Origin of the sequence: Quadrisphaera granulorum (assembly GCF_003149145.1) — a bacterium.
Lineage (GTDB): Bacteria > Actinomycetota > Actinomycetes > Actinomycetales > Quadrisphaeraceae > Quadrisphaera > Quadrisphaera granulorum.
Genome location: NZ_QGDQ01000008.1, coordinates 104646 through 122915 on the forward strand (window position 1 = coordinate 104646; position 18270 = coordinate 122915).

21 protein-coding genes are annotated in these 18270 nt (G+C 72.4%); 15 read left to right on the forward strand and 6 right to left on the reverse strand.

What is annotated here, in order from left to right; translation table 11 throughout:
- Positions 1-123 precede the first annotated feature (123 nt).
- The 4 genes from BXY45_RS08345 (at position 124) to BXY45_RS22860 (ending at position 2235) form a co-directional block, all read left to right on the forward strand.
- On the forward strand, positions 124-501 hold the full coding sequence (locus BXY45_RS08345) for a nuclear transport factor 2 family protein (protein WP_211319361.1): 378 nt from the start codon (positions 124-126) through the stop codon (positions 499-501).
- Between the two features lie 45 nt (positions 502-546).
- Positions 547-975, forward strand: a complete 429-nt coding sequence (locus tag BXY45_RS08350; protein WP_109773872.1) for a PPOX class F420-dependent oxidoreductase — start codon at positions 547-549, stop codon at positions 973-975.
- A 78-nt stretch (positions 976-1053) separates the two neighbouring features.
- A complete protein-coding gene (locus BXY45_RS08355) occupies positions 1054-1824 on the forward strand; it encodes an MBL fold metallo-hydrolase (RefSeq protein WP_109773873.1) in 771 nt (256 codons plus the stop codon).
- Positions 1825-1926: 102 nt separating this feature from the next.
- The gene (locus BXY45_RS22860; RefSeq protein WP_146211136.1) at positions 1927-2235 is read left to right on the forward strand and encodes a hypothetical protein; all 309 of its coding nucleotides are present in this window, start codon (positions 1927-1929) and stop codon (positions 2233-2235) included.
- A gap of 5 nt (positions 2236-2240) precedes the next feature.
- Here the strand turns inward: BXY45_RS22860 and BXY45_RS24505 are convergent, their stop codons facing one another.
- Entirely contained in the window at positions 2241-3809 is a 1569-nt protein-coding gene (locus tag BXY45_RS24505) for a GAF domain-containing protein (protein ID WP_109773875.1), read from the reverse strand.
- Between the two features lie 376 nt (positions 3810-4185).
- On the opposite strand from BXY45_RS24505, the gene BXY45_RS08370 reads away from it, so the two are divergent.
- The 3 genes from BXY45_RS08370 (at position 4186) to BXY45_RS08380 (ending at position 7257) form a co-directional block, all read left to right on the forward strand.
- Entirely contained in the window at positions 4186-4923 is a 738-nt protein-coding gene (locus BXY45_RS08370; protein WP_211319362.1) for a methyltransferase domain-containing protein, read from the forward strand.
- Positions 4924-5087: 164 nt separating this feature from the next.
- The gene (locus BXY45_RS08375; protein WP_109773876.1) at positions 5088-5495 is read left to right on the forward strand and encodes a RidA family protein; all 408 of its coding nucleotides are present in this window, start codon (positions 5088-5090) and stop codon (positions 5493-5495) included.
- Between the two features lie 73 nt (positions 5496-5568).
- On the forward strand, positions 5569-7257 hold the full coding sequence (locus BXY45_RS08380) for a methyl-accepting chemotaxis protein (protein ID WP_170131387.1): 1689 nt from the start codon (positions 5569-5571) through the stop codon (positions 7255-7257).
- A 72-nt stretch (positions 7258-7329) separates the two neighbouring features.
- Here the strand turns inward: BXY45_RS08380 and BXY45_RS08385 are convergent, their stop codons facing one another.
- The gene (locus BXY45_RS08385; RefSeq protein ID WP_109773878.1) at positions 7330-8325 is read right to left on the reverse strand and encodes a quinone oxidoreductase family protein; all 996 of its coding nucleotides are present in this window, start codon (positions 8323-8325) and stop codon (positions 7330-7332) included.
- 76 nt (positions 8326-8401) lie between these two features.
- On the opposite strand from BXY45_RS08385, the gene BXY45_RS08390 reads away from it, so the two are divergent.
- Complete coding sequence (locus BXY45_RS08390) at positions 8402-8863, forward strand: MarR family winged helix-turn-helix transcriptional regulator (protein WP_109773879.1); 462 nt, start codon at positions 8402-8404, stop codon at positions 8861-8863.
- Here the strand turns inward: BXY45_RS08390 and BXY45_RS08395 are convergent.
- Complete coding sequence (locus BXY45_RS08395) at positions 8846-9058, reverse strand: hypothetical protein (protein WP_146211137.1); 213 nt, start codon at positions 9056-9058, stop codon at positions 8846-8848. The two genes, BXY45_RS08390 and BXY45_RS08395, sit on opposite strands and share 18 nt — an antisense overlap.
- Before the next feature lie 536 nt (positions 9059-9594).
- On the opposite strand from BXY45_RS08395, the gene BXY45_RS08400 reads away from it, so the two are divergent.
- The 5 genes from BXY45_RS08400 (at position 9595) to BXY45_RS08420 (ending at position 14197) form a co-directional block, all read left to right on the forward strand.
- The gene (locus BXY45_RS08400) at positions 9595-10380 is read left to right on the forward strand and encodes a metallophosphoesterase family protein (protein WP_109773881.1); all 786 of its coding nucleotides are present in this window, start codon (positions 9595-9597) and stop codon (positions 10378-10380) included.
- Positions 10381-10452: 72 nt separating this feature from the next.
- Positions 10453-11403, forward strand: a complete 951-nt coding sequence (locus BXY45_RS08405) for an ABC transporter substrate-binding protein (RefSeq protein WP_109773882.1) — start codon at positions 10453-10455, stop codon at positions 11401-11403.
- Positions 11403-12536, forward strand: a complete 1134-nt coding sequence (locus BXY45_RS08410; RefSeq protein WP_109773883.1) for a FecCD family ABC transporter permease — start codon at positions 11403-11405, stop codon at positions 12534-12536. Before BXY45_RS08405 ends, BXY45_RS08410 begins: the two co-directional genes overlap by 1 nt.
- A complete protein-coding gene (locus tag BXY45_RS08415) occupies positions 12533-13555 on the forward strand; it encodes a FecCD family ABC transporter permease (RefSeq protein WP_109773884.1) in 1023 nt (340 codons plus the stop codon). Before BXY45_RS08410 ends, BXY45_RS08415 begins: the two co-directional genes overlap by 4 nt.
- 141 nt (positions 13556-13696) lie before the next feature.
- Positions 13697-14197: an HIT domain-containing protein gene (locus BXY45_RS08420; RefSeq protein ID WP_109773885.1), complete on the forward strand. Its 501-nt coding sequence runs from the start codon at positions 13697-13699 to the stop codon at positions 14195-14197.
- Between the two features lie 44 nt (positions 14198-14241).
- Here the strand turns inward: BXY45_RS08420 and BXY45_RS08425 are convergent, their stop codons facing one another.
- The gene (locus BXY45_RS08425) at positions 14242-14883 is read right to left on the reverse strand and encodes a LysE/ArgO family amino acid transporter (protein WP_245961697.1); all 642 of its coding nucleotides are present in this window, start codon (positions 14881-14883) and stop codon (positions 14242-14244) included.
- An 80-nt stretch (positions 14884-14963) separates the two neighbouring features.
- Here BXY45_RS08425 and BXY45_RS08430 point away from each other — a divergent pair, with 80 nt between their 5' ends.
- Both BXY45_RS08430 and hisD read left to right on the forward strand, forming a co-directional pair.
- On the forward strand, positions 14964-15914 hold the full coding sequence (locus BXY45_RS08430) for a LysR family transcriptional regulator ArgP (protein ID WP_109773886.1): 951 nt from the start codon (positions 14964-14966) through the stop codon (positions 15912-15914).
- A gap of 184 nt (positions 15915-16098) precedes the next feature.
- Positions 16099-17430 carry a histidinol dehydrogenase gene (gene hisD / locus BXY45_RS08435; protein WP_109773928.1) on the forward strand — a complete coding sequence of 444 codons (1332 nt, stop codon included), beginning with the start codon at positions 16099-16101 and terminating at the stop codon, positions 17428-17430.
- A gap of 27 nt (positions 17431-17457) precedes the next feature.
- On the opposite strand, the gene BXY45_RS08440 is transcribed toward hisD, so the two are convergent.
- Together BXY45_RS08440 and BXY45_RS24510 are read right to left on the reverse strand one after the other, a co-directional pair.
- Complete coding sequence (locus BXY45_RS08440; protein WP_109773887.1) at positions 17458-17862, reverse strand: type II toxin-antitoxin system VapC family toxin; 405 nt, start codon at positions 17860-17862, stop codon at positions 17458-17460.
- Positions 17859-18134 carry a type II toxin-antitoxin system Phd/YefM family antitoxin gene (locus BXY45_RS24510; RefSeq protein WP_281270565.1) on the reverse strand — a complete coding sequence of 92 codons (276 nt, stop codon included), beginning with the start codon at positions 18132-18134 and terminating at the stop codon, positions 17859-17861. The genes BXY45_RS08440 and BXY45_RS24510 overlap by 4 nt, the downstream gene beginning before the upstream one ends.
- Between the last annotated feature and the right edge of the window lie 136 nt (positions 18135-18270).

Sequence of the window (18270 nt, forward strand, 5' to 3'; positions counted from 1 at the left end):
GGTGAAGGACGACGACGACGTCGGTCAGCCGGCCGACGCCGTCCAGGCGGAGCCGGCGCGTGAGGTCGTCAGCGGTGTCCGGGGAGAGCGTTCGCCGAGGGAAGACAGCCCTCGCTGATGCCGGTGCCGACGAGGCAGGGTGCCGGGAGGCATCTCCTCTCGGCCGAACGTGCTCTCCAGACCGCCCAGCGCAGCGCTGACGTCGACGCGCTCGACGCACTGCTTCACCCCCGGTCGGTGGCAGCCGGTCCCGACGGATCGGTCTTCACCAAGGACGACGACCTGCGCAGCCACCGCTCCGGCGCGCTGCGCATCACCAGCCTGGTGGAGGAGCACCTCGAGGTAGAGGAGGCAGCGTCTACGGGTGTGACGCGACTGCTGGCTGCTGTGGAGGCGCTACAGGATGGCTCGCCCGTCAGCGTTCGCCTGCGCTACACCCGGCTCTGGGTGCGCGATGGCGACCGGTGGCGCGTGCTCGCCGCCACGCTCGCCCCGGCGTGAGCCTGGGGCGGGAAGTCCCGCGGTGCCCGGCGGGGTTGGACGGGCATGAGCACCGACGAGGAGCTGCACGCACTGCTGGCGTCGTCTCGACTGGGGGTGCTCGCCACCCTCAAGCGAGACGGGATGCCACAACTGTCACCCGTGACCCCGTTCTACGACCGCGACCGCGGCGTCGTCCTGGTCTCGGTGACCGAGGGGCGGGCCAAGACGGCCAACCTGCGGCGAGACCCGCGCGCGGCACTGGAGGTGACGAGTGCCGACGGCTGGTCGTGGGCGACGGTCGAGGGGACGGTGGAGCTCATCGGACCCGGTGTCGCCCCGGACTCCCCGGAGGTCGAAGCGCTGGTCGACTACTACCGGCGGGCAGCCGGGGAGCACCCCGACTGGGACGAGTACCGCGCGGTGATGGTGTCCGACCGCCGCGTCCTGGTCACCCTGCGTGTGCACAAGGTCTATGGCGCGACCGTGCGCTGATGTCTGTCCGAGCGGGCGCGTTCGGCGGCAGTGAACGGTGCGGGTGCTGCACGAGCGGCTGCTCCTAGCGTCGCTGCCATGACCGCACACGCACCCGACTCACCATCGGCCTGGGAGTACGACGAGGTCATTCCGGGCCTGCACCGAGTGCGGTGCGGCATCAGCAACGCCTACCTGTGGCGCCCGGCGGGAGATGAGCGGGCGACTCTCGTCGACACCGGCCCGGTCGGCACCTTTCCCCGGCTCCGCCGCACGCTCACCGATCTCGGCGTCGCTCCGCACCAGCTCGAGCGGGTGGTGCTGACCCACTTCCACGACGACCACACCGCCGCCGCCGCGGAGGTCGTGGCATGGAGCGGCGCCCGCGTCGTCGCGGGTCGCGCGGACGCGCCGCACATCCGCGGTGAGACACCGGGACCGGTGCCGGTGCTCACCGCAGCGGAGGTCCGACTGCACGCCGCCGTTACCTCCTCCGCTGTGGCTGAGGCCCTCGAGCCCGTGGCGGCGTGCCCGGTAGATGTCGAGGTCGACGACGGCGACCTGCTCGATCTGGGAGACCTCGCTGGCGGCCCGAGCGTTGCCGCGCACGTCCTGGTCCTCCCGGGTCACACACCGGGCAGCATCGCGCTGCACCTGCCGGCGGTGGGAGTGGTGCTGACGGGCGACGCCGTGGCCGAGCACGAGGGGCGCATCGTGCTCGGCCCGTTCGGCATTGACAGGGAGCAGGCGTGGCGAGACGCCGCGCGCCTCGCGAGTCTCGAGGTGGACGTTGCCTGCTTCGGCCACGGAGAGCCTGTCATCGGACGTGCCGCACAGGCACTGCGCTCGCTGACCGACGCCTTCGCGTGATCCACGCCCCTCACCCTCCGGCGCTGGTCCCGGTGGTGCTCGCGCTCAGCTCGCGAACCAGTAGCGCCACGTGCAGGAGCAGAGCACGTCGGGATCGTCGAGGTGCCTGCCGAGCCGCGCCACGGCCGCGCAGAGGTGCTGCCGGCTGGTGTCGGTGGCCGGCGCCAGCCGGGTCTTGGAGCCCCGGACACCGACGACCGCCCTCAGCAGAGCCAGGTCTGCTCCGGCTCTGCCGGTGGTCACGACCAGCCTGGTGCGGTCCAGGGCGACCTCGCTCGCCGGGCACAACCAGGCCGAGCGCTCCTCCTGGTGCGCGTCGGCGCCGAGGAGGTCGCGCTGTCGGAGACGATCCCCGCTGGGGAGGAGGTCGCCTCGGGCGAGCCCACCGCGCGGTACCCGCGGCTGCCCTGACGTCGTCACCCGAGGATGGCGCGGGTGACGGCGACCTGCTCGGTCAGGACGCCGGCGATGACGTTCTGGGTCTCGTTGATCTCGTCGACGACGGCGGTGATCGCCGAGAGGCGCTCGATGACGTCGGTGACCTGGGTCTGGATGCGCCGGACCCGCTCGTCGACTTCGGTGGTGGCCTTGGCGGTGCCGTTGGCCAGTTCCTTGACCTCCCCGGCGACCACGGCGAAGCCCTTGCCGGCCTGTCCGGCGCGGGCGGCTTCGATGGTGGCGTTCAGTGCCAGGAGGTTGGTCTGGGCTGCGATGGCCTGAATGGTGGAGACCACCTTGGAGATCTGCGCGCTGGACTCACCCAGGCCGGAGACGTCGGCGTTGGCCTCTTCGGTCAGCGCCCGTCCCCGCTCGGCCACGGTGGAGGCTGCGATGACGTTGCGCTCGACCTCCTCGATGGAGACCACCAGCTCGCGCCCAGCCACGGTGAGCTTCTCCCGCGCGGAGATGCGTTCCAGCGCCTGCCCCAGCAGGTAGGCGGTGTTACGCAGCGCAGACTCTCGGCTGGGGGACATCACCAGGGTGCGGGTGGCGAAGAAGTCCATCGTCCCCACGACGTCACCGTCGACGACGATCGGCAGGCAGATTCCGGACTTGACGCCGGCGTTGCGGGCGGCGGGGGCGCGCACGCAGTCGGTGACCTCGGCGAGGTCTTCGACGAAGAGCATGTCGCGGGCGGCCCAGGTGCGTCCGGCCACACCCACCCCTCTGGCGAAGGAGGCGGTCATGGTGACGCGTCGGAACTCCTCCCCGACCTGGCCGACCTCTTGGTCGAAGGCGAGGGCTTTGCCGGTGGAGTCGACCTTCCAGAACGAGCCGTAGTCCCACCCGAATCCGGTCTTGATGGTGTCCAGGGCGAAGCGGACGGCGCGGGTGGGGTCTGCGGCGCCGGACAGTTCGCGCAGGACGGCGTTGACGGCCTCGACGTCCTGGGCGGCCTTGGCTTGGCGCTCGGCCTCGTGGACGCGTTCGAGGGCTTGGGAGACGATCACACCGATGGAGCGCAGCACGTCGAGGCGGCGGGGCGAGGGGTTCAGGGTGTGATCGGTGAAGAAGTCCATGGTGCCGATCACGGTGCCGGCTTCGATGATGGGGAAGCAGACCCCTGAGCGCACGCCGGAGCGCTGGGCGACGGGGGCGCGGACGCAGTCGGTGAGCTCGGCGATGTCCTGGACGAAGACGAGGTCGCGGGCTTTCCAGGCGCGTCCTGACAGGCCGACGCCTTCGCCGAAAGCGGCGGTGCGGGTGACCTGGGCGAACTCCTGGCTGGTGTGGCCGGATTCCTGGGTGAAGCGCAGCTGGGCCGGTGAGGAGGGGGTGCCCTTGCCTTCGACCTGCCAGTAGGAGCCGTAGAGCCAGCCGAACTGGGTGCGGACGGCGTCCAGGGCAGTGGCGACGGCCTGGACGGAGGTGGTGGCGGTAGCGACGGCCTTGACGACCTCCACCACCGCACGCACGTCAGCCTCAGCCTCGGCCACGATTCCCGCAGCTGTTGCCGTCGCCGTAGGGCCCCTGGCGGGCTTCATCACGAGCTCCTCCTCACTCCGGCGGACCGTCGTCGGTGCCGCTCCTGGTGTCTCCTCCTGTCTGTCGGTCATGGGGAGGTTGATGATGGGACCAAAGTCCCCCATGGCCCCATGATCCGTCTCTCGATCGGAAGACGCTCCGACGGCTGAGCTGCCCTTGACGTGGTTGTCGTTGATTCGTCGCGGGTTGATACGGCGCGGGTTGATACGGTGCGCCGGTGATCTCCGCTGCTCGCCGTCTGTGGTGGCCGCCCTCGTAGGGCGGGCACTGACGCAGCGCACTGGCGCATCGCAGTCCCTCTGCCCTCACCGGCTGACGGACTCGCGCTAGCGGTGTTCCAGGCCGGTTCAACCGCCGGAACCCCTGGAGCGCACCGTGACCACACCCCAGCCCACCACTCCCCGGCAAGGCACGTCCGGCTTCGGCGACGTGCTTGTCAGCGCCCGGTCCCTCGCCGAGTACCGCGCGATGTTCGACCTGTCCGACACCGACCTGTCCGGCAGCGTGCTCGACTGCCCCGGCGGAGCCGCGTCGTTCACGGCTGAGGCATGCGAGCTCGGCGCTGACGTCGTCGCCGTCGACCCGACCTACCCCGCCGCGGGTCCGGCGGCACTCCGTGCCGAGGGGCTCCGGCAGCTGGGGAAGCGCGCGTCGGTGGAGGCCGAGCGCGGGCATGACTGGACCCGCACCCACCCTGAGGGCTTCGTCTGGACGTTCTTCGCCACTCCTGAGGACCACCTCGCCCAGCGCCGTCGCGCCGCGGCGGCTTTCACCACTCACGCTGCCGCGGAGCCGGAGCACTACGTGCAGGCGTCCCTTCCGCGGCTGCCGTTCGACGACGGCGCCTTCGACCTCGTACTGAGCTCGCACCTGCTGTTCACCTACGCCGACCGCCTCGACGACGCCTTCCACCTCGCGGCCCTGAGGGAGCTCGTGCGTGTCGCGCGGGGTGAGGTGCGGGTGTACCCGCTCGTCGTCGTCGGCGGAGACCGAGAGCACGAGGGTCTGGCGGAGCTGCTTTCGCTGCTGGCTGCGGACGGCGTCGTCGCCGAGCTGCGGCCTACGGCCTACCGTTTTCAGCGTGGAGCGGACCGGATGCTGGTGCTGCGATGACCAGCTCGTCCGGGTGCTGCATCGCATCGGCATGGAGCCGACCGGCCCCCGCGAGTTGGCGGAGTTTCTTCGGCGACCCTCGCGGTACCTGGGCTTCGAGATGTGCCGAGAGCGATGGCTCCGCGGCGCGACCGGGTCGGAGCGCCCTGCGTAGGGTCGATCTCGTGGCCAACGCTGTGACCCTCGTCCGCTCCCAGACCTTGTCCGATGTCGCCGAGTACGCCTACGCCTCGGTCACCGCGCCGGGAGCGCGCACGGTCTTCCTGGCTGGGGCGTGTCCGCTGAACCCCGATGGGACGACGGCGCACCCCGGTGACTACCGCGGTCAGGCTGCCGTCGCCGTCGAGAACCTCCTCACCGCCCTACGCGACACCGGCGCGGAGCTGCGCGACGTCGCGTACACGCGCGTGCTCGTCGCCTCCAGCCGGCAGGCAGATCTCGTGGCCGCGTGGGAGGTCGTCCGTGACGCGTTCGGCGAGCACGACGTCCCCAGCACCCTGTTCGGCGTGACGGTCCTCGGCTACGACGGCCAGCTGGTGGAGATCGAGGCGGTCGCCGCACTGGGTCCCTGAGCGGAGGGGGCGGCGTAGGCCGCTCGTGCGGGCGATGAATCCGCCGCTCGTCATGGCTAAAGGTCCCCTTGCGATGGACGACGCACTATGGGCGGGCGTCGTGGGCCCGCAGCCCATCAGCTCCTGCGCCGTGCGGGGCTTCGAGGACCACCATGGAGTAGCCGTGGCATTGCCCTCCCTCACCATCGGCCGGCGCATCAGCCTCGGATTCCTTGTCGTCATCCTGATGTTGGGGGCCGTGACCGCGCTTGGCGTCGTCCAGGTCGGCAAGGTCCAGGCGAGCCTGGTGCAGATCAACGACCACAACAGCGTCAAGCAGCGGTACGCCATCAACTTCCGCGGCAGCGTCCACAACCGCGCCATCGCCCTGCGCGATGTGCTGCTGGACCCGACCGATGCGGAGAAGCAGCAGGACATCGCGCTCATCTCCACACTTGCTGCCGACTACACGGACTCCGAGAAGAAGCTCGACGCGATGTTCGCCGCCGACGACGGCATCACGGAGCAGGAGAGGAACGCCCGCGCAGCCATCGCCGAGGTGCAGCAGCGGACCCTGCCTCTCATCCAGCAGGTGCTCGACCTCCACGCCCGGGGCCGCGACGCCGAGGCGCAGACCGTGCTCATGACCCAGGCGAAGCCGGCCTTCAACGATTGGCTGGACTCCATCAACGTGTTCATCGACCTCGAGGAGTCGATGAACAAGACCGCCAGCGACCAGGCCCGCAGCATCGTCGACGGCTTCCTCACCCTGATGGTCGCCGCTTTCGTGCTCGCGGCCGTCGTGGCGACCTTCGTCGCGTGGCGCACCACGCGGGCCGTCGTCCGCCCGCTGTCTCAGGTCGTCGACGTGATGTTGGGAGTCGCTGAGGGGCGGCTCGACCGGCGTGTCGGGCTCACCTCATCGGACGAGGTTGGACAGCTGGCCGCCTCGACTGACGCCTCGCTGGACGCGCTGTCCACCGCCATGCGTGAGATCACCCAGGAGGCTCATGCCCTGGTGGCGACCTCCGAGGGACTGGCCGGCGTTTCTACGCAGATGGCGTCCGGTGCGCAGGAGTCCGCCGCGCAGACGATGATCGTGTCCGCCGCCTCGGACGAGGTCACCGGATCCATTGCCACGGTGGCCGCGGCTGGTGAGGAGATGACAGCGGCAATTGCTCAGATCGCCACCGCCACCAGCGAGGCATCCCAGATGGCGTCCTCCGCGGTATCCGCGGCGGGCTCGGCCGGCGGGGCGATCGAGCGGCTCGGGGTCTCCTCGCAGGAGATCGGGGACGTCGTCAAGCTCATCACGTCCATCGCCGAGCAGACCAACCTGCTGGCACTGAACGCCACGATCGAGGCTGCCCGCGCCGGCGAGCTGGGCAAGGGCTTTGCGGTCGTCGCCGGGGAGGTCAAAGAGCTCGCCCGCCAGACGGCGCAGGCCACGGACGAGATCGTCGCGAAGGTGTCCGCGACCCAGGGTGATGCCGCTGCGGCCGCCTCCGCGGTCACCGAGATCAGTGCCGTCATCGCCCGTATCGACGAGGTCCAGGCCACCATCGCCGCGGCCGTGGAGCAGCAGTCCGCCACCACCTCCGAGATGGTGCGTAACGTCACCGAGATCTCGGCCGGGTCCTCGCAGATCTCCGCCAACGTCTCCGACATCGCCCGCGGCACCGACCTCAACCGCGCCAGCGCGGGGCAGACCGCCTCGACCGCCACCGAACTGGCGACGTCGGCGGCGCGCCTGCGGGAGCTCACAGGCCGCTTCACCGTCTGAGCCACCCACCCTGAGGCGCATGCCGCGGCGGTCCGCTCACGGAGCCGGCGCGGTGTGGGGCGTCCCCCGCTGTCAGGAAATGAGGACGAGCCGCTCGTCGGGGTCGCCCGGCGCGGCCCACACCTTCTCCACGCGGGAGAGCGGCTCGGTGCGCGTCGTCAGTTGGAAGCCGCCGGAGGTAACGAGCGCGGCCAGCTCACCGAGCTCGTCGACGATGTCGCGCGTGCTCACCGAACCCTGTCCGCTCCCGAGCAGTGCGAGGTTCGTGGCGCGTAGCGCCGCCGAGGGGATCGGGCTGGTGGCGCCGGCGACGGAGCCCACCTGGACCCAGGTGAGGCGCTGGTCGTCGTCGGCTCGCGCGGGGATCACGGCGCGCAGCGCCTGCGCTGTCGGCTGCCCCCACAGGTAGTCGACGACGACGTCGACGCGCGAGCAGGCAAGACCCAGCTGCGCGGCGCCGTCGTCGTCCCCGTCGCCCTGGTCGCCGGTGAACGTGACGGTCTCCACGCGTGCGGCGGTCCCGCTGCTGGTGAAGGCCGCGGTCAGGGCGTCGAGGCGCTCGGCGTTGCGGGCGACGGCGACGACACGGGAGGCACCCAGGTGCAGGGCCATCTGCACCGCCAGGCGGCCGGCGCTGCCCGTGGCGCCGAGCACCGCCACGCTCTGGCCGGCGCGGAAGTCGGCGCGACGACGCAGCGCGACCCAGGACGACATCGCGGGGTTCATCGTCGCGGCGATGGCGACCGGGTCGGCGTGGTCGGGGAGTAGCACGCTGCGACGCGGATCGATGAGGGTTCGCTCGGCGAGCGAACCCAGAGCGGTGTCCGGCAGCACGAAGTAGCGCAGCTGGCCCTGCGGGTCGCGTCCGACGCCGTCGATGCCGGGGACGAACGGCAGCTGGTCCGTGCTCGTGTAGTGCGAGCCGGAGGCCTGCGACCGCACCCGGGGGTGGAGCCCAACGGCGAGCACGTTGACGATCACTTCGCGACCGGCGGGTGCTGCGCTCGGTTCGGGCAAGTCGCGGTACTGCGGGGCCTCGTTGAAGCGGAGGACCACTGCTGCCTTCATGACGGCTCCAACAGCGAGGGAGGGATACTACGTGGCACGAACGAATATGGTTCGTGCCACGTAGTACTGTCAAGTCGTGGCCTCAGATCCCGGCTCCGCAGAGGGTGTTGCGGATGGCGACGTCGTCGACGCGCTCGTCCAGCTGTCGTTCGAGGTGCAGGCGGCCCTGACTCGTGCCACCGACGGGCACGACCTGTCCCTCACGCAGGTGCGGATGCTCGGCGTGCTGCGTGACCGGACACCCGGTGCTCGTGAGCTGGCCGACCACCTGGGGCTCACCGCGTCCAGCACCACCGGTCTCCTGGATCGCGCCGAGCGTCGAGGGCTGGTCGCTCGGGCACCGGATCTTCGCGACAAGCGCGCGGTCACCGTGTCGCTCACCACCGGCGGGCGCGAGGTGGCTCTCGACGTGGAGGAGCGGATGGCGCGCGAGGTTGGCGGGTTGACGGCAGAGTTGGACGAGTCGCAGCGCCGTCAGCTGGTGCAGCTGCTGCGCAAGCTGCTGTCCGGCGTCGGGGCTTCAGGCTCCACCGGGTGAGGTGGTCGCCAGCTCGTGGGGCCGGCCGCCCGTGGTCGGAGTCCCCGGCAAGTCCGCGCGGTACAGCGTGACGGCGAGCACCGACGTGCCCGCCCACCCGCCCGTGAGCTCCACGAGGGGGCCGGGAACGCCGAGTGGTTCCGGTCCCACAGCCAGCGCGATCGCGAGGCGGCGGCGGAGCTGGTCGAGGTCCACGCGGTCCACCCTGGTGGTCCTTCGCGAAGCTCGCGTCCCGCAGACCGCGGTGAGGGGTGAGATCCCTGCGCGTGCGCCGCACTCGCTGTACTGAAGGTGCCCCTTCGGTGTGACGGGGTGACTACTCGCAAGGGGCCAACACTCCACAGCTGCCCCGCCGGGACTCCAGGGACGTCGCGCTCGAGTCGTGTGGCCGCCGACCTGGGTCCACCGCGTGTCGACGCGGCAGAGCAGCATGCCCTCGTCGTCGCCTCGGGTCACCCGTGCCACGCGGTCATGCAGCCGCTCGATGCGATCGTCTGGCGGTGGCTGCTCAGGGAAGGGCGGGTTCCACGGCACGGTGCCAGTTTGTCCGGTCGCTGCGAGAGGGGCGGGTGCGCAGATCAGGGGCCTGACGGGCGGCGGGACGTCCCTGAACTGCGCAGGCGCGGCGGGGAGGTGGCGTGGAATCGCGTGATCGTCGCGGTGGACGGGAGGGCAGAGGGGAGTGGCGAGCCGGGGCAGCGCCGCCGCGGGGGGTGCGAGAAGGTGGGGGCGTGGTGCGCATCGCCGTCGTCTCGGACGTCCACGGCAACCTCACCGCCTACCGCGCGGTGCTCGAGGACGCCGACCGCCGCGGCGCCGACGTCGTCCTCAACCTCGGTGACGTCGCCGGCAAGGGGCCCCGGGGCTCGGAGTGCGTGCAGCTCACGCGCGAGCGGTGCGCGCTGACGGTGATGGGGAATTGGGAGGTCGTGCTCTCGGACCTGTCTCGCCGCATGACGCACCCGGGCATGCAGTGGTGGCGCGCGGAGCTGTCCGACGACGACCGTGCCTGGATGCGCACCCTGCCCCTGGCGCACCACCTGCTGCTGTCGGGGCGGCAGGTGCGGTTCGTGCACGCCTCCACCGACAGCCCGTTCACGCGCATCTGGCGGCATCACTCGCAGGAGGAGTTCGACTCCTTCTTCGCCGCGACGCCGCTCACGGAGCGCGACGGGCCGACGCCCACGCCCGACGTCGTCGTCTACGGAGACCTCCACCACGCGTACAGCGAGGTCATCGACGGGCGCACGCTCATCAACTGCGGCTCGGCGGGCAACCCCCTCGACGAGGACCCCCAGCTCAGCTACCTCCTGCTGGAGGGCGAGCTCGACTCCCCGGAACGCGCCCCCTTCAGCTACCAGTTCGTGCGGGTGCCGTACGACGTCGACGCCGAGGTCGCCGTGGCGCGAGACCTGGCGATGCCCCTGGCGCTGGAGTACGAGGTGGAGCTGCGCACGGGCGTGTATCGCTCGCTGCACGTGGAGCGGGGCCTGCGGACCCCTCCCGCGGAGCACTGACGGGGCGCTGTGCGGTCGGTCCCCGATCGGCTCTAGGTTAGGCTTGCCTCACCTAACTATCGGGAGAATGCTGTGACCACCCCTGCCCTCTTCCGCCCGGCCGCCCTCGCGACCGCGCTCCTCTCCGCGGCCCTCCTGGCGGGCTGCTCCGCCGCAGGTGCCAGCTCGTCGAGCGCCGGATCGGCATCCGAGGCCGCACCTGCCGTGAGCGAGTCCGGCGTCCACGCCGTGACGCACGCCCGCGGCACCACCGAGGTGCCCGATGCCCCGCAGCGCGTGGTGGTGCTCGAGCCCGTGCAGCTCGACACCGCGGTGGCGCTCGATGTCGTGCCGGTCGGCGCGGCCGTCGTCAACGCGACTGCCGGCGTGCCTGCCTACCTGGGCGTCGGTGACCGCGTGAAGCCGGTCGGCACGGTCTCCGAGCCCGACCTGGAGGCCATCGCCGCGCTCGCGCCCGACCTCATCCTGGGCACGGAGGCGCGGCACTCCAAGCTCTACGACCAGCTGTCGCAGATCGCCCCGACGGTCTTCCAGACGTCGCAGACCGACCCCTGGCAGGACAGCGTCCGTCTCGTCGGCGAGGCCCTTGGCAAGCCCGAGGCGGCCACGGCCGCGCTCGGGACGTACACCCAGCGGTGCGAGCAGGTCCGCAGTGCCCATCCCACGAGCGGCATGACCGCGCAGCTGGTGCGCCCCCGCGACGAGACCACGCTCAGCCTCTACAGCCCGACGTCGTTCGCCGGCAGCACCATGGAGTGCGCGGGCCTGACCATCCCGCCGCGCGAGTGGGCGCAGGGCATCCAGACGGACATCTCCCCGGAGCAGATCGCCCAGGCCAAGGCCGACCTCGTGCTCGTCACCGCGGCCGACCCGGCCGCGATCCCCGCAGCCATCACCGCCAACCCCGCCGACTTCCCCCGCGTGGTCGCCGTCGACACGAGCTGGTGGATCTCCGGGGTGGGGCCGCTCGGCGGGCAGAAGGTCCTCGACGACCTCGACAGGATCCTCAGCGCCGGTTCCTGATGCCACCTCGCTCGCTGGAAGCCGCTGCGCCGTCGTCGTCGTCTTCGCCCGAGGTCGGATCAGGACGACGACGACGGCGGGCGCCGCTGACCGTCGGTCTGCCCGTCGTCCTGCTCGCGGGGTTTGCCGCGCTGGTGGCGGCCGTGGTGCTGTCGCTGGCCGTCGGCGCCAAACCGCTGGCGCCGGCAGCGGTGCTGGACGCCCTCGCCGGGCGCGGCAGCGCCGACGCCCAGTACGTCATGGGACTGCGGCTGCCCCGCACCGCCGCGGCCGTGCTCGCCGGCGCCGCGCTCGCGGTGGCCGGTGCGCTCGTGCAGGGCCTCACCCGCAACCCGCTGGCCGACCCCGGCCTGCTGGGCGTCAACGCCGGGGCGGCCTTCGCCGTCGCGCTCGGCGTGGCGCTGCTGGGGCTCCACGACCCGTGGTCGGTGCTGTGGCTCGCGCTCTCCGGGGCGCTCGTGCTCAGTGCGGCCGTCATCGTGGTCGGCGGAGCGGTCGGCGGGGCAGGCAGCGCCGGCAGGTCCGGCGGATCCGGTGCCGCCGGGTCAGTGGGCGGCGGGTCAGTCGGCGGCGGCGCACTGCGGTTGGTGCTCGCTGGGGTGGCGCTCGGCGCCGCGCTGTCCGGCATCACCACGGGCCTCGTGCTCAGCGACCCGGACGCCTTCGACGCGATGCGCAGCTGGAACGCCGGCTCGGTGCTCGGCCGCGGCTGGGACGTGCTGGGGCCGGCGCTGCCGTTCGTGCTGGCGGGTCTGCTGATCGCCGTCGTGTGCGCCCGCGGCCTCGACGCGCTCTCCCTCGGCGACGACCTCGCCCGCTCCCAGGGCGTCCGCGTCGCACGGCTGCGCCTGGCGGTGGTGGCCGCGGTGACGCTGCTGGCCGGTGCCGCCACCGCCGTCGCGGGACCGCTCGTGTTCGTGGGGCTGGTGGCGCCGCGCGTGGCGCGGTGGCTGGTCGGCCCGTCGCTCGGGCGGCTCCTGCCGACCTGCCTGCTGCTCGGTCCGGTGCTCGTGCTCCTCGCCGACGTGATCGGCCGGGTGCTCATCGCCCCCGCCGAGGTCCCCGTGGGTGTGGTGATCGGCGTGGTCGGCGCCCCGCTGCTCATCGCCGTGGCGCGGCGGAGCACCCGGTGAGCGCGCTGACGGGTGCTGTAGTGAGGGCGCTGAGGCCGCAGCGCCGGCGATCGCGCGGAGCGGTGGTGGGCGCCGCGCTCGTCGTCGTCGTCCTCGTCCTGCTGGTGGTGAGCCTCGGGCTGGGGCAGTTCCGGCTGTCGCCGGCGCAGGTGGTCGCGGCGCTGACCGGAGACGGGCTCGGGCACGTGGTGGTGGTGCAGTGGCGGCTGCCGCGGGCGCTAGCGGCGGTGGTGCTGGGGTTCGGGCTGGCGGTGGCCGGGGCGCTGTTCCAGACCGTGACGCGCAACCCGCTGGCCAGCCCCGACGTGGTCGGGCTCGCGCACGGGGCGTTCACCGGCGTGCTCGTGGCGCTGGTGCTCGGTGCCGGGAGCTGGCTGACCCTCACGGCGAGCGCCGTGGCCGGCGGGCTGTCGGCGGCGCTGGCGGTATGGCTGCTGGCCAGCGGGGGAGCGGTCGGAGGGCTGCGGCTGGTGGTGGTCGGCATCGGGGTCTCGGCGCTGCTCGCGTCGGTGAACACGTGGCTGCTGCTCCAGGTGGAGCTCGACGTGGCGATGTTCGCCTCCGCGTGGGGCGCCGGGTCGCTCAACGGTGTGACCGCCGTGCAGACCACTCCCGCCGCGGTGGTGACGGCCCTGCTGGTGGTCGGCGCGCTGACGCTGACGACGTCCCTACGACAGCTGGACCTCGGAGACGACGTGGCCGCCGCCACCGGCGTGCGCGTGGCGCTGGTGCGAGGGGTGGCGCTGCTGCTCGGCGTGCTGCTCGTGTGCGTGGCCACGGCCGTGGTCGGGCCGGTGGCGTTCGTGGCGCTGGTGTCACCGCACGTCGCGCGGCGCCTCGCCCGCACGCCTCACCAGCCGCTGCTGCTGTCCGGGCTGGTGGGGGCGCTGCTGCTGCTCGCCTCCGACGTGGTGGCGCAGCACGTGCTGCCCGTGCCGCTGCCCGCGGGCGTGGTGACGGTGTCGCTGGGCGGCGCCTACCTCGTGCACCTCGTGGCGCGGGAGGTGCGGCGGCGTTGACGTCTCGCGCAACGGCGGGGTGGTCACAGCGGCGTGCAGAAGTCCCGGATCGGGCCCCCTGAGGCGGTCTGCGGCGACTTCTGCACGCCGCTGCTACCAGGGTCTGGCTCTGGCCGCTGGTTGGATCGGCGCGTGATCGGAATGGACAGCTCGGACAGCTCAGGTAGCTCAGACAGCACGGACAGCTCGGAAGCGTGGCGTGGGGACAAGGTGGGCGCGGCACTCCGCGGGGAGAACCCCCGCGTCTTCGCGCGGCTCCCGGCCTCCTTCGCCGCCATGGGTGACACGCAGTTCCTGCCCGGGTACTGCGTGCTGCTCACCGACGACCCGGCGGCCACGCGCCTGTCGGACCTGAGCACGGCAGCACGTCGCGACTACATGGACAGCGTCGCCGCGCTCGCCGCAGCGGTGGAAGGCGCCTGCGCCGCTGCTGATCCTGCCTTCCGGCGCGTCAACATCGAGATCCTCGGCAACGCCAGCCCGTACCTGCACACCCACATCTGGCCCCGCTACGAGTGGGAGCCGGCCGACGTGGTCCGGCGCCCGGTCTGGGTCTACCCGATCGAGCGGTGGCACGAGCCCGCCACCGCGCTCGGACCCCAGCACGACCCACTCCGGCGGGCCATCGCGGAGCGCCTGTGATCGTGACGGCGCTCGCCGTCGTCGTCCTCAGGTGAGGTCCGAGCTCATGCGCCGAGCAGGAGCGAGGTCGCCAGTGCGGCCATCATCACGGCGATGATCCCGTCCAGCACCCGCCACGCCACGGGCTTGGCGAACAGCGGCCGCAGCAGTCGCGCGCCGAAGCCCAGCGCGGTGAACCAGATGACGCTGCCGGCGCCAGCGCCCGCGCCGAACCACCAGCGCTCGTCGCCGTGGGTGCTGGCGATGGAACCCAGCAGCACCACCGTGTCGAGGTACACGTGCGGGTTGAGCCACGTCAGCGCCAGGCACGTGACGAGCGCGGCGGTCAGCGCGGTCCCGCTGCCGGTGGTGTCGGCGCGCAGCGCAGCCGCCTCACCGTCGGCGGGGCGCAGCGCGCGGCGGGCGGCGAGCACGGCGTAGCCGGCGAGCACCACCGCCCCCAGCACCCTGACGACGACGAGCGCCGCAGGCCACGCCTGCAGCGCCTCTCCCGCTCCGGCGACCCCGGCGAGGATGAGCACGAGGTCGGACAGGGCACAGATGGCGACGACGCCCAGCACGTGCTCCCCGCGCAGCCCCTGGCGCAGCACGAAGGCGTTCTGTGCGCCGATCGCCACGATGAGCGACAGGCCCAGGCCGAGGCCGGAGGCCGCGGCGATGAGGTGGGGGTCGGACGTCTGGATCACGCTGTCGACGCTAGGCAGAGCCGGTGTTGCAGTCCATCGACATCTTCTGCAGTTGGTGAAGCATTGCTTAACATCAGGGCATGGACCTGGACCTCGGGCAGCTGCGGGCGCTGGCCGCCGTCGTCGACGCGGGCACCCTGGAAGCGGGAGCGCGCCATCTGCACATCACCACCTCGGCGGTCAGTCAGCGGCTGCGGGCGCTGGAGCAGGCCACCGGGCGGGTGCTGCTCGTGCGCTCGCGGCCGGTGCGGCCGACGGCGTCGGGGGAGCGGGTGCTGCAGCTGGCGCGGCAGGTGTCTCTGCTCGTGGCCGACACGACGGCGGCGCTGGGAGGCGCCGCCGACGACGAGCCGGGCCGTGGCGGGGCGGACGACGGGCGCTGGGTGCGGCCGCCGGTGCTGCCGATCGCCGTGAACGCCGACTCCCTCGCCACCTGGGTGCTGCCCGCGCTCGCGCACCTCGCCGGGCCCGAGGCCGAGGTGTGCCTGGACCTGCGCCGGGAGGACCAGTCGTACACGGCCCGGTTGCTGCGCGACGGGTCCGTAGTGGGTGCCATCACCTCCGACGCGGAGGTGGTACCCGGCTGCTCGGTGCAGCCGCTGGGCGCGCTGCGCTACCTCGCGGTGGCGACACCCGAGGTGGTGGACCGCTGGTTCGCCGATGGCGTCACGGGGGAGGCGTTGCGGCGGGCCCCCGTCGTCGTCTTCGACCGCGACGACGAACTGCAGGACGTCTGGCTTGCCGCGCGAGCCTCGGCTGCCGGTGCGGGGGAGCGACTCGATCCGCCGCGCCACCACGTGCCGGCGTCCATCGACTTCTCCGAGGCCGTGAAGCTCGGGTGGGGGTGGGCGCTGCTGCCGCAGGCGCACGCGAGCGGCGACCTGGCGTCCGGGCGGCTCGTGCAGCTCGACGAGGCCCCGGTGGACGTGCCGCTGTACTGGCAGCAGTGGAAGCTGCGCAGCCCCGCACTCGATGCCGTGGCGTCGGCGCTTGTCACGGCAGCCCGCGCCGCCCTGGTCCCCATTTCGTGATCATGGACGCTGTGCGTAAACCCGGCCGTGATCATGGGCGATCGGCCACCGTCGAGTGGCCAATCGCCCATGATCACGGTGGGAAAGTGCTTCGGAGGTCCATGATCACCGAGGGGTGTCGGGGACGCCTCTAGGGTTGACCCCTGTGAGCAGCACGACCTCCTCGACGAGCGCCCCCGTGACGATGCGACGCCTCGACCTGCGCGGCCAGCACGTCGACGCGCGCGAGCTGCGCAGCCGCATGCCGCGCGCCGAGGTCGACGTCGAGGCGGCGCTCGCCGTCGTCCGTCCCGTGGTCGAGCAGGTCCGCGAGGGTGGCGCGGACGCCGTCCGCGCGCTGGGCGAGAAGTTCGACGGCGTCCGCGTCACCGACCTGCGCGTCCCGGCGGCGGCGCTGACCGAGGCGCTGGACGCCCTCACCGCCGAGCGGCCGGCCGTCCGCGCCGCCCTCGAGGAGTCGATCCGCCGCGCACGGCGCGTGCACGCCGACCAGCGCCGCACCGACGTGGTGACGAAGGTGGTCGAGGGTGGCACCGTCACCGAGCGCTTCGTGCCCGTTCAGCGCGTGGGGCTGTACGTGCCCGGTGGTGTCGCGCCGCTGCCCAGCAGCGTGGTGATGAACGTCGTCCCGGCGCAGGAGGCCGGCGTGGAGAGCCTCGCCGTCGCTACCCCACCCCGCCGCGGCAACGGCCCTGACGCTGCCCTGCCCGACCCGACCATCCTCGCCGCGTGCGCTCTGCTCGGCGTCGAGGAGGTCTACGCCGTCGGGGGGGCGCAGGCCGTGGCGATGTTCGCCCTCGGCGCGCGCGAGGTCGACGGCTCGCAGAGCTGCCCCCCGGTCGACCTCGTCACCGGCCCCGGCAACATCTACGTCACCGCCGCCAAGCGCCTGCTGCGCGGGGTCATCGGCACCGACGCCGAGGCCGGCCCCTCGGAGGTCGCCGTCCTCGCTGACGACACGGCCGACCCCGAGCACGTCGCCGCCGACCTCATCAGCCAGGCCGAGCACGGTGAGGCCTCCGCCGCGGTGCTCGTCACCGATAGCGCGGACCTGGCCGACGCCGTCGACGAGGCCCTCGCCCGCCGCGTCCCGGCGACGCGCCACGGCGAGCGGATCGCCGTGGCCCTGGCCGGCCCGCAGTCGCTGGTGGTGCTGGTCGACGACGTCGAGGCGGGCCTTGCCGTCGTCGATGCGTACGGCAGCGAGCACCTGGAGATCCAGACGCGTGACGCCGCGCGCGTGGCGGCGCGGGTGAGCAACGCCGGCGCCGTCTTCGTGGGGCCGTACGCCCCCGTCTCGCTCGGCGACTACTGCGCCGGGTCCAACCACGTGCTGCCCACCGGCGGCACGTGCGCGCACACCGCTGGTCTGAGCGTCGCGACGTTCCTGCGCGGCATCCACGTGGTCGAGTACACACGGGAGGCGCTGGCCGACGTCGCCCCCCACGTGCTGGCCCTCGCGAACGCCGAGGACCTGCCCGCCCACGGCGAGGCCGTCTCCGCCCGACTCACCTGACAGGCGCCTGCGGGTGGTCGTGCGCGGTCAGGGCGTCTCCCACCCGGGACTCAGCGTCGGGAGTCCCAGCCGGGTCGCCGCGGCGAGCAGCCGAACGTCGTAGGCCACTACGACGTCCGCGCTGAGCCTCAGTGCGGTCGCGAGGTGCAGGGCGTCCAGGCTGCGCAGGGAGGCGTCGGGCAGCAACCCGGCCTCCGTGAACAGTGCGCGGTCGGGCTCGGCCAGGTCGACGCGCTGCAGCAGGGCGGTCACACGTGTCTGTTCCACGCCCCGGCGCACGGCGAGTCGCCGCAGCTCCGTCTCTGCCAGGCTGCTCGAGGAGATGCTGCCCCCGGCGCTGACCACGGCGTTGAGGTGGTCGGCGAGCTGGCTCGACTCCGCCTCGGCCACCAGCAGCTTCGCGAGAGCAGAGGTGTCTGCGTAGGTGCTCACCTGTCGGCGCGGAGCTCGTCGAGGTCCTCGAGGACGCCCCGAGCGTCGTCACCCTCCGGCGCTGGACGGGTCGAGGCAGGAGGGGGGGAGAAGGGCTCGCGGGAGATGGCGCGTCGCACCGTCAGACCGGGAGCCGACTCCGGACGACCCGCGGGGACGAGGCGCGCTACCACAGCACCGAAGTTGGTCACCTGGAAGCTCTCGCCCGCCGCCACCCGGCGGAGCACCTCGCTGCTGTTGTTGCGGAGGTCCCGGTGAGCGATGTTCTCCACGTCAGCTCCTCGACCGCTCGTCACGACCGTGTGCAACGCCCGTGTGCAACGCCCGTGTGCAACGGTCGTGCATCCTGTAGCAAACGTAGCAGGATGCCGGTCTCGACGGGTGTCGGTGGCGGGTGCTGGGATCGGG

Coding starts and splice junctions, on each gene's coding strand:
- BXY45_RS08350 (WP_109773872.1), top strand. CDS start 547: ATGAGCACCGACGAGGAGCTGCACGCACTGCTGGCGTCGTCTCGACTG.
- BXY45_RS08355 (WP_109773873.1), top strand. CDS start 1,054: ATGACCGCACACGCACCCGACTCACCATCGGCCTGGGAGTACGACGAG.
- BXY45_RS24505 (WP_109773875.1), bottom strand. CDS start 3,809: ATGAAGCCCGCCAGGGGCCCTACGGCGACGGCAACAGCTGCGGGAATC.
- BXY45_RS08380 (WP_170131387.1), top strand. CDS start 5,569: ATGGACGACGCACTATGGGCGGGCGTCGTGGGCCCGCAGCCCATCAGC.
- BXY45_RS08385 (WP_109773878.1), bottom strand. CDS start 8,325: ATGAAGGCAGCAGTGGTCCTCCGCTTCAACGAGGCCCCGCAGTACCGC.
- BXY45_RS08410 (WP_109773883.1), top strand. CDS start 11,403: ATGCCACCTCGCTCGCTGGAAGCCGCTGCGCCGTCGTCGTCGTCTTCG.
- BXY45_RS08420 (WP_109773885.1), top strand. CDS start 13,697: ATGGACAGCTCGGACAGCTCAGGTAGCTCAGACAGCACGGACAGCTCG.
- BXY45_RS08430 (WP_109773886.1), top strand. CDS start 14,964: ATGGACCTGGACCTCGGGCAGCTGCGGGCGCTGGCCGCCGTCGTCGAC.
- hisD (WP_109773928.1), top strand. CDS start 16,099: ATGCGACGCCTCGACCTGCGCGGCCAGCACGTCGACGCGCGCGAGCTG.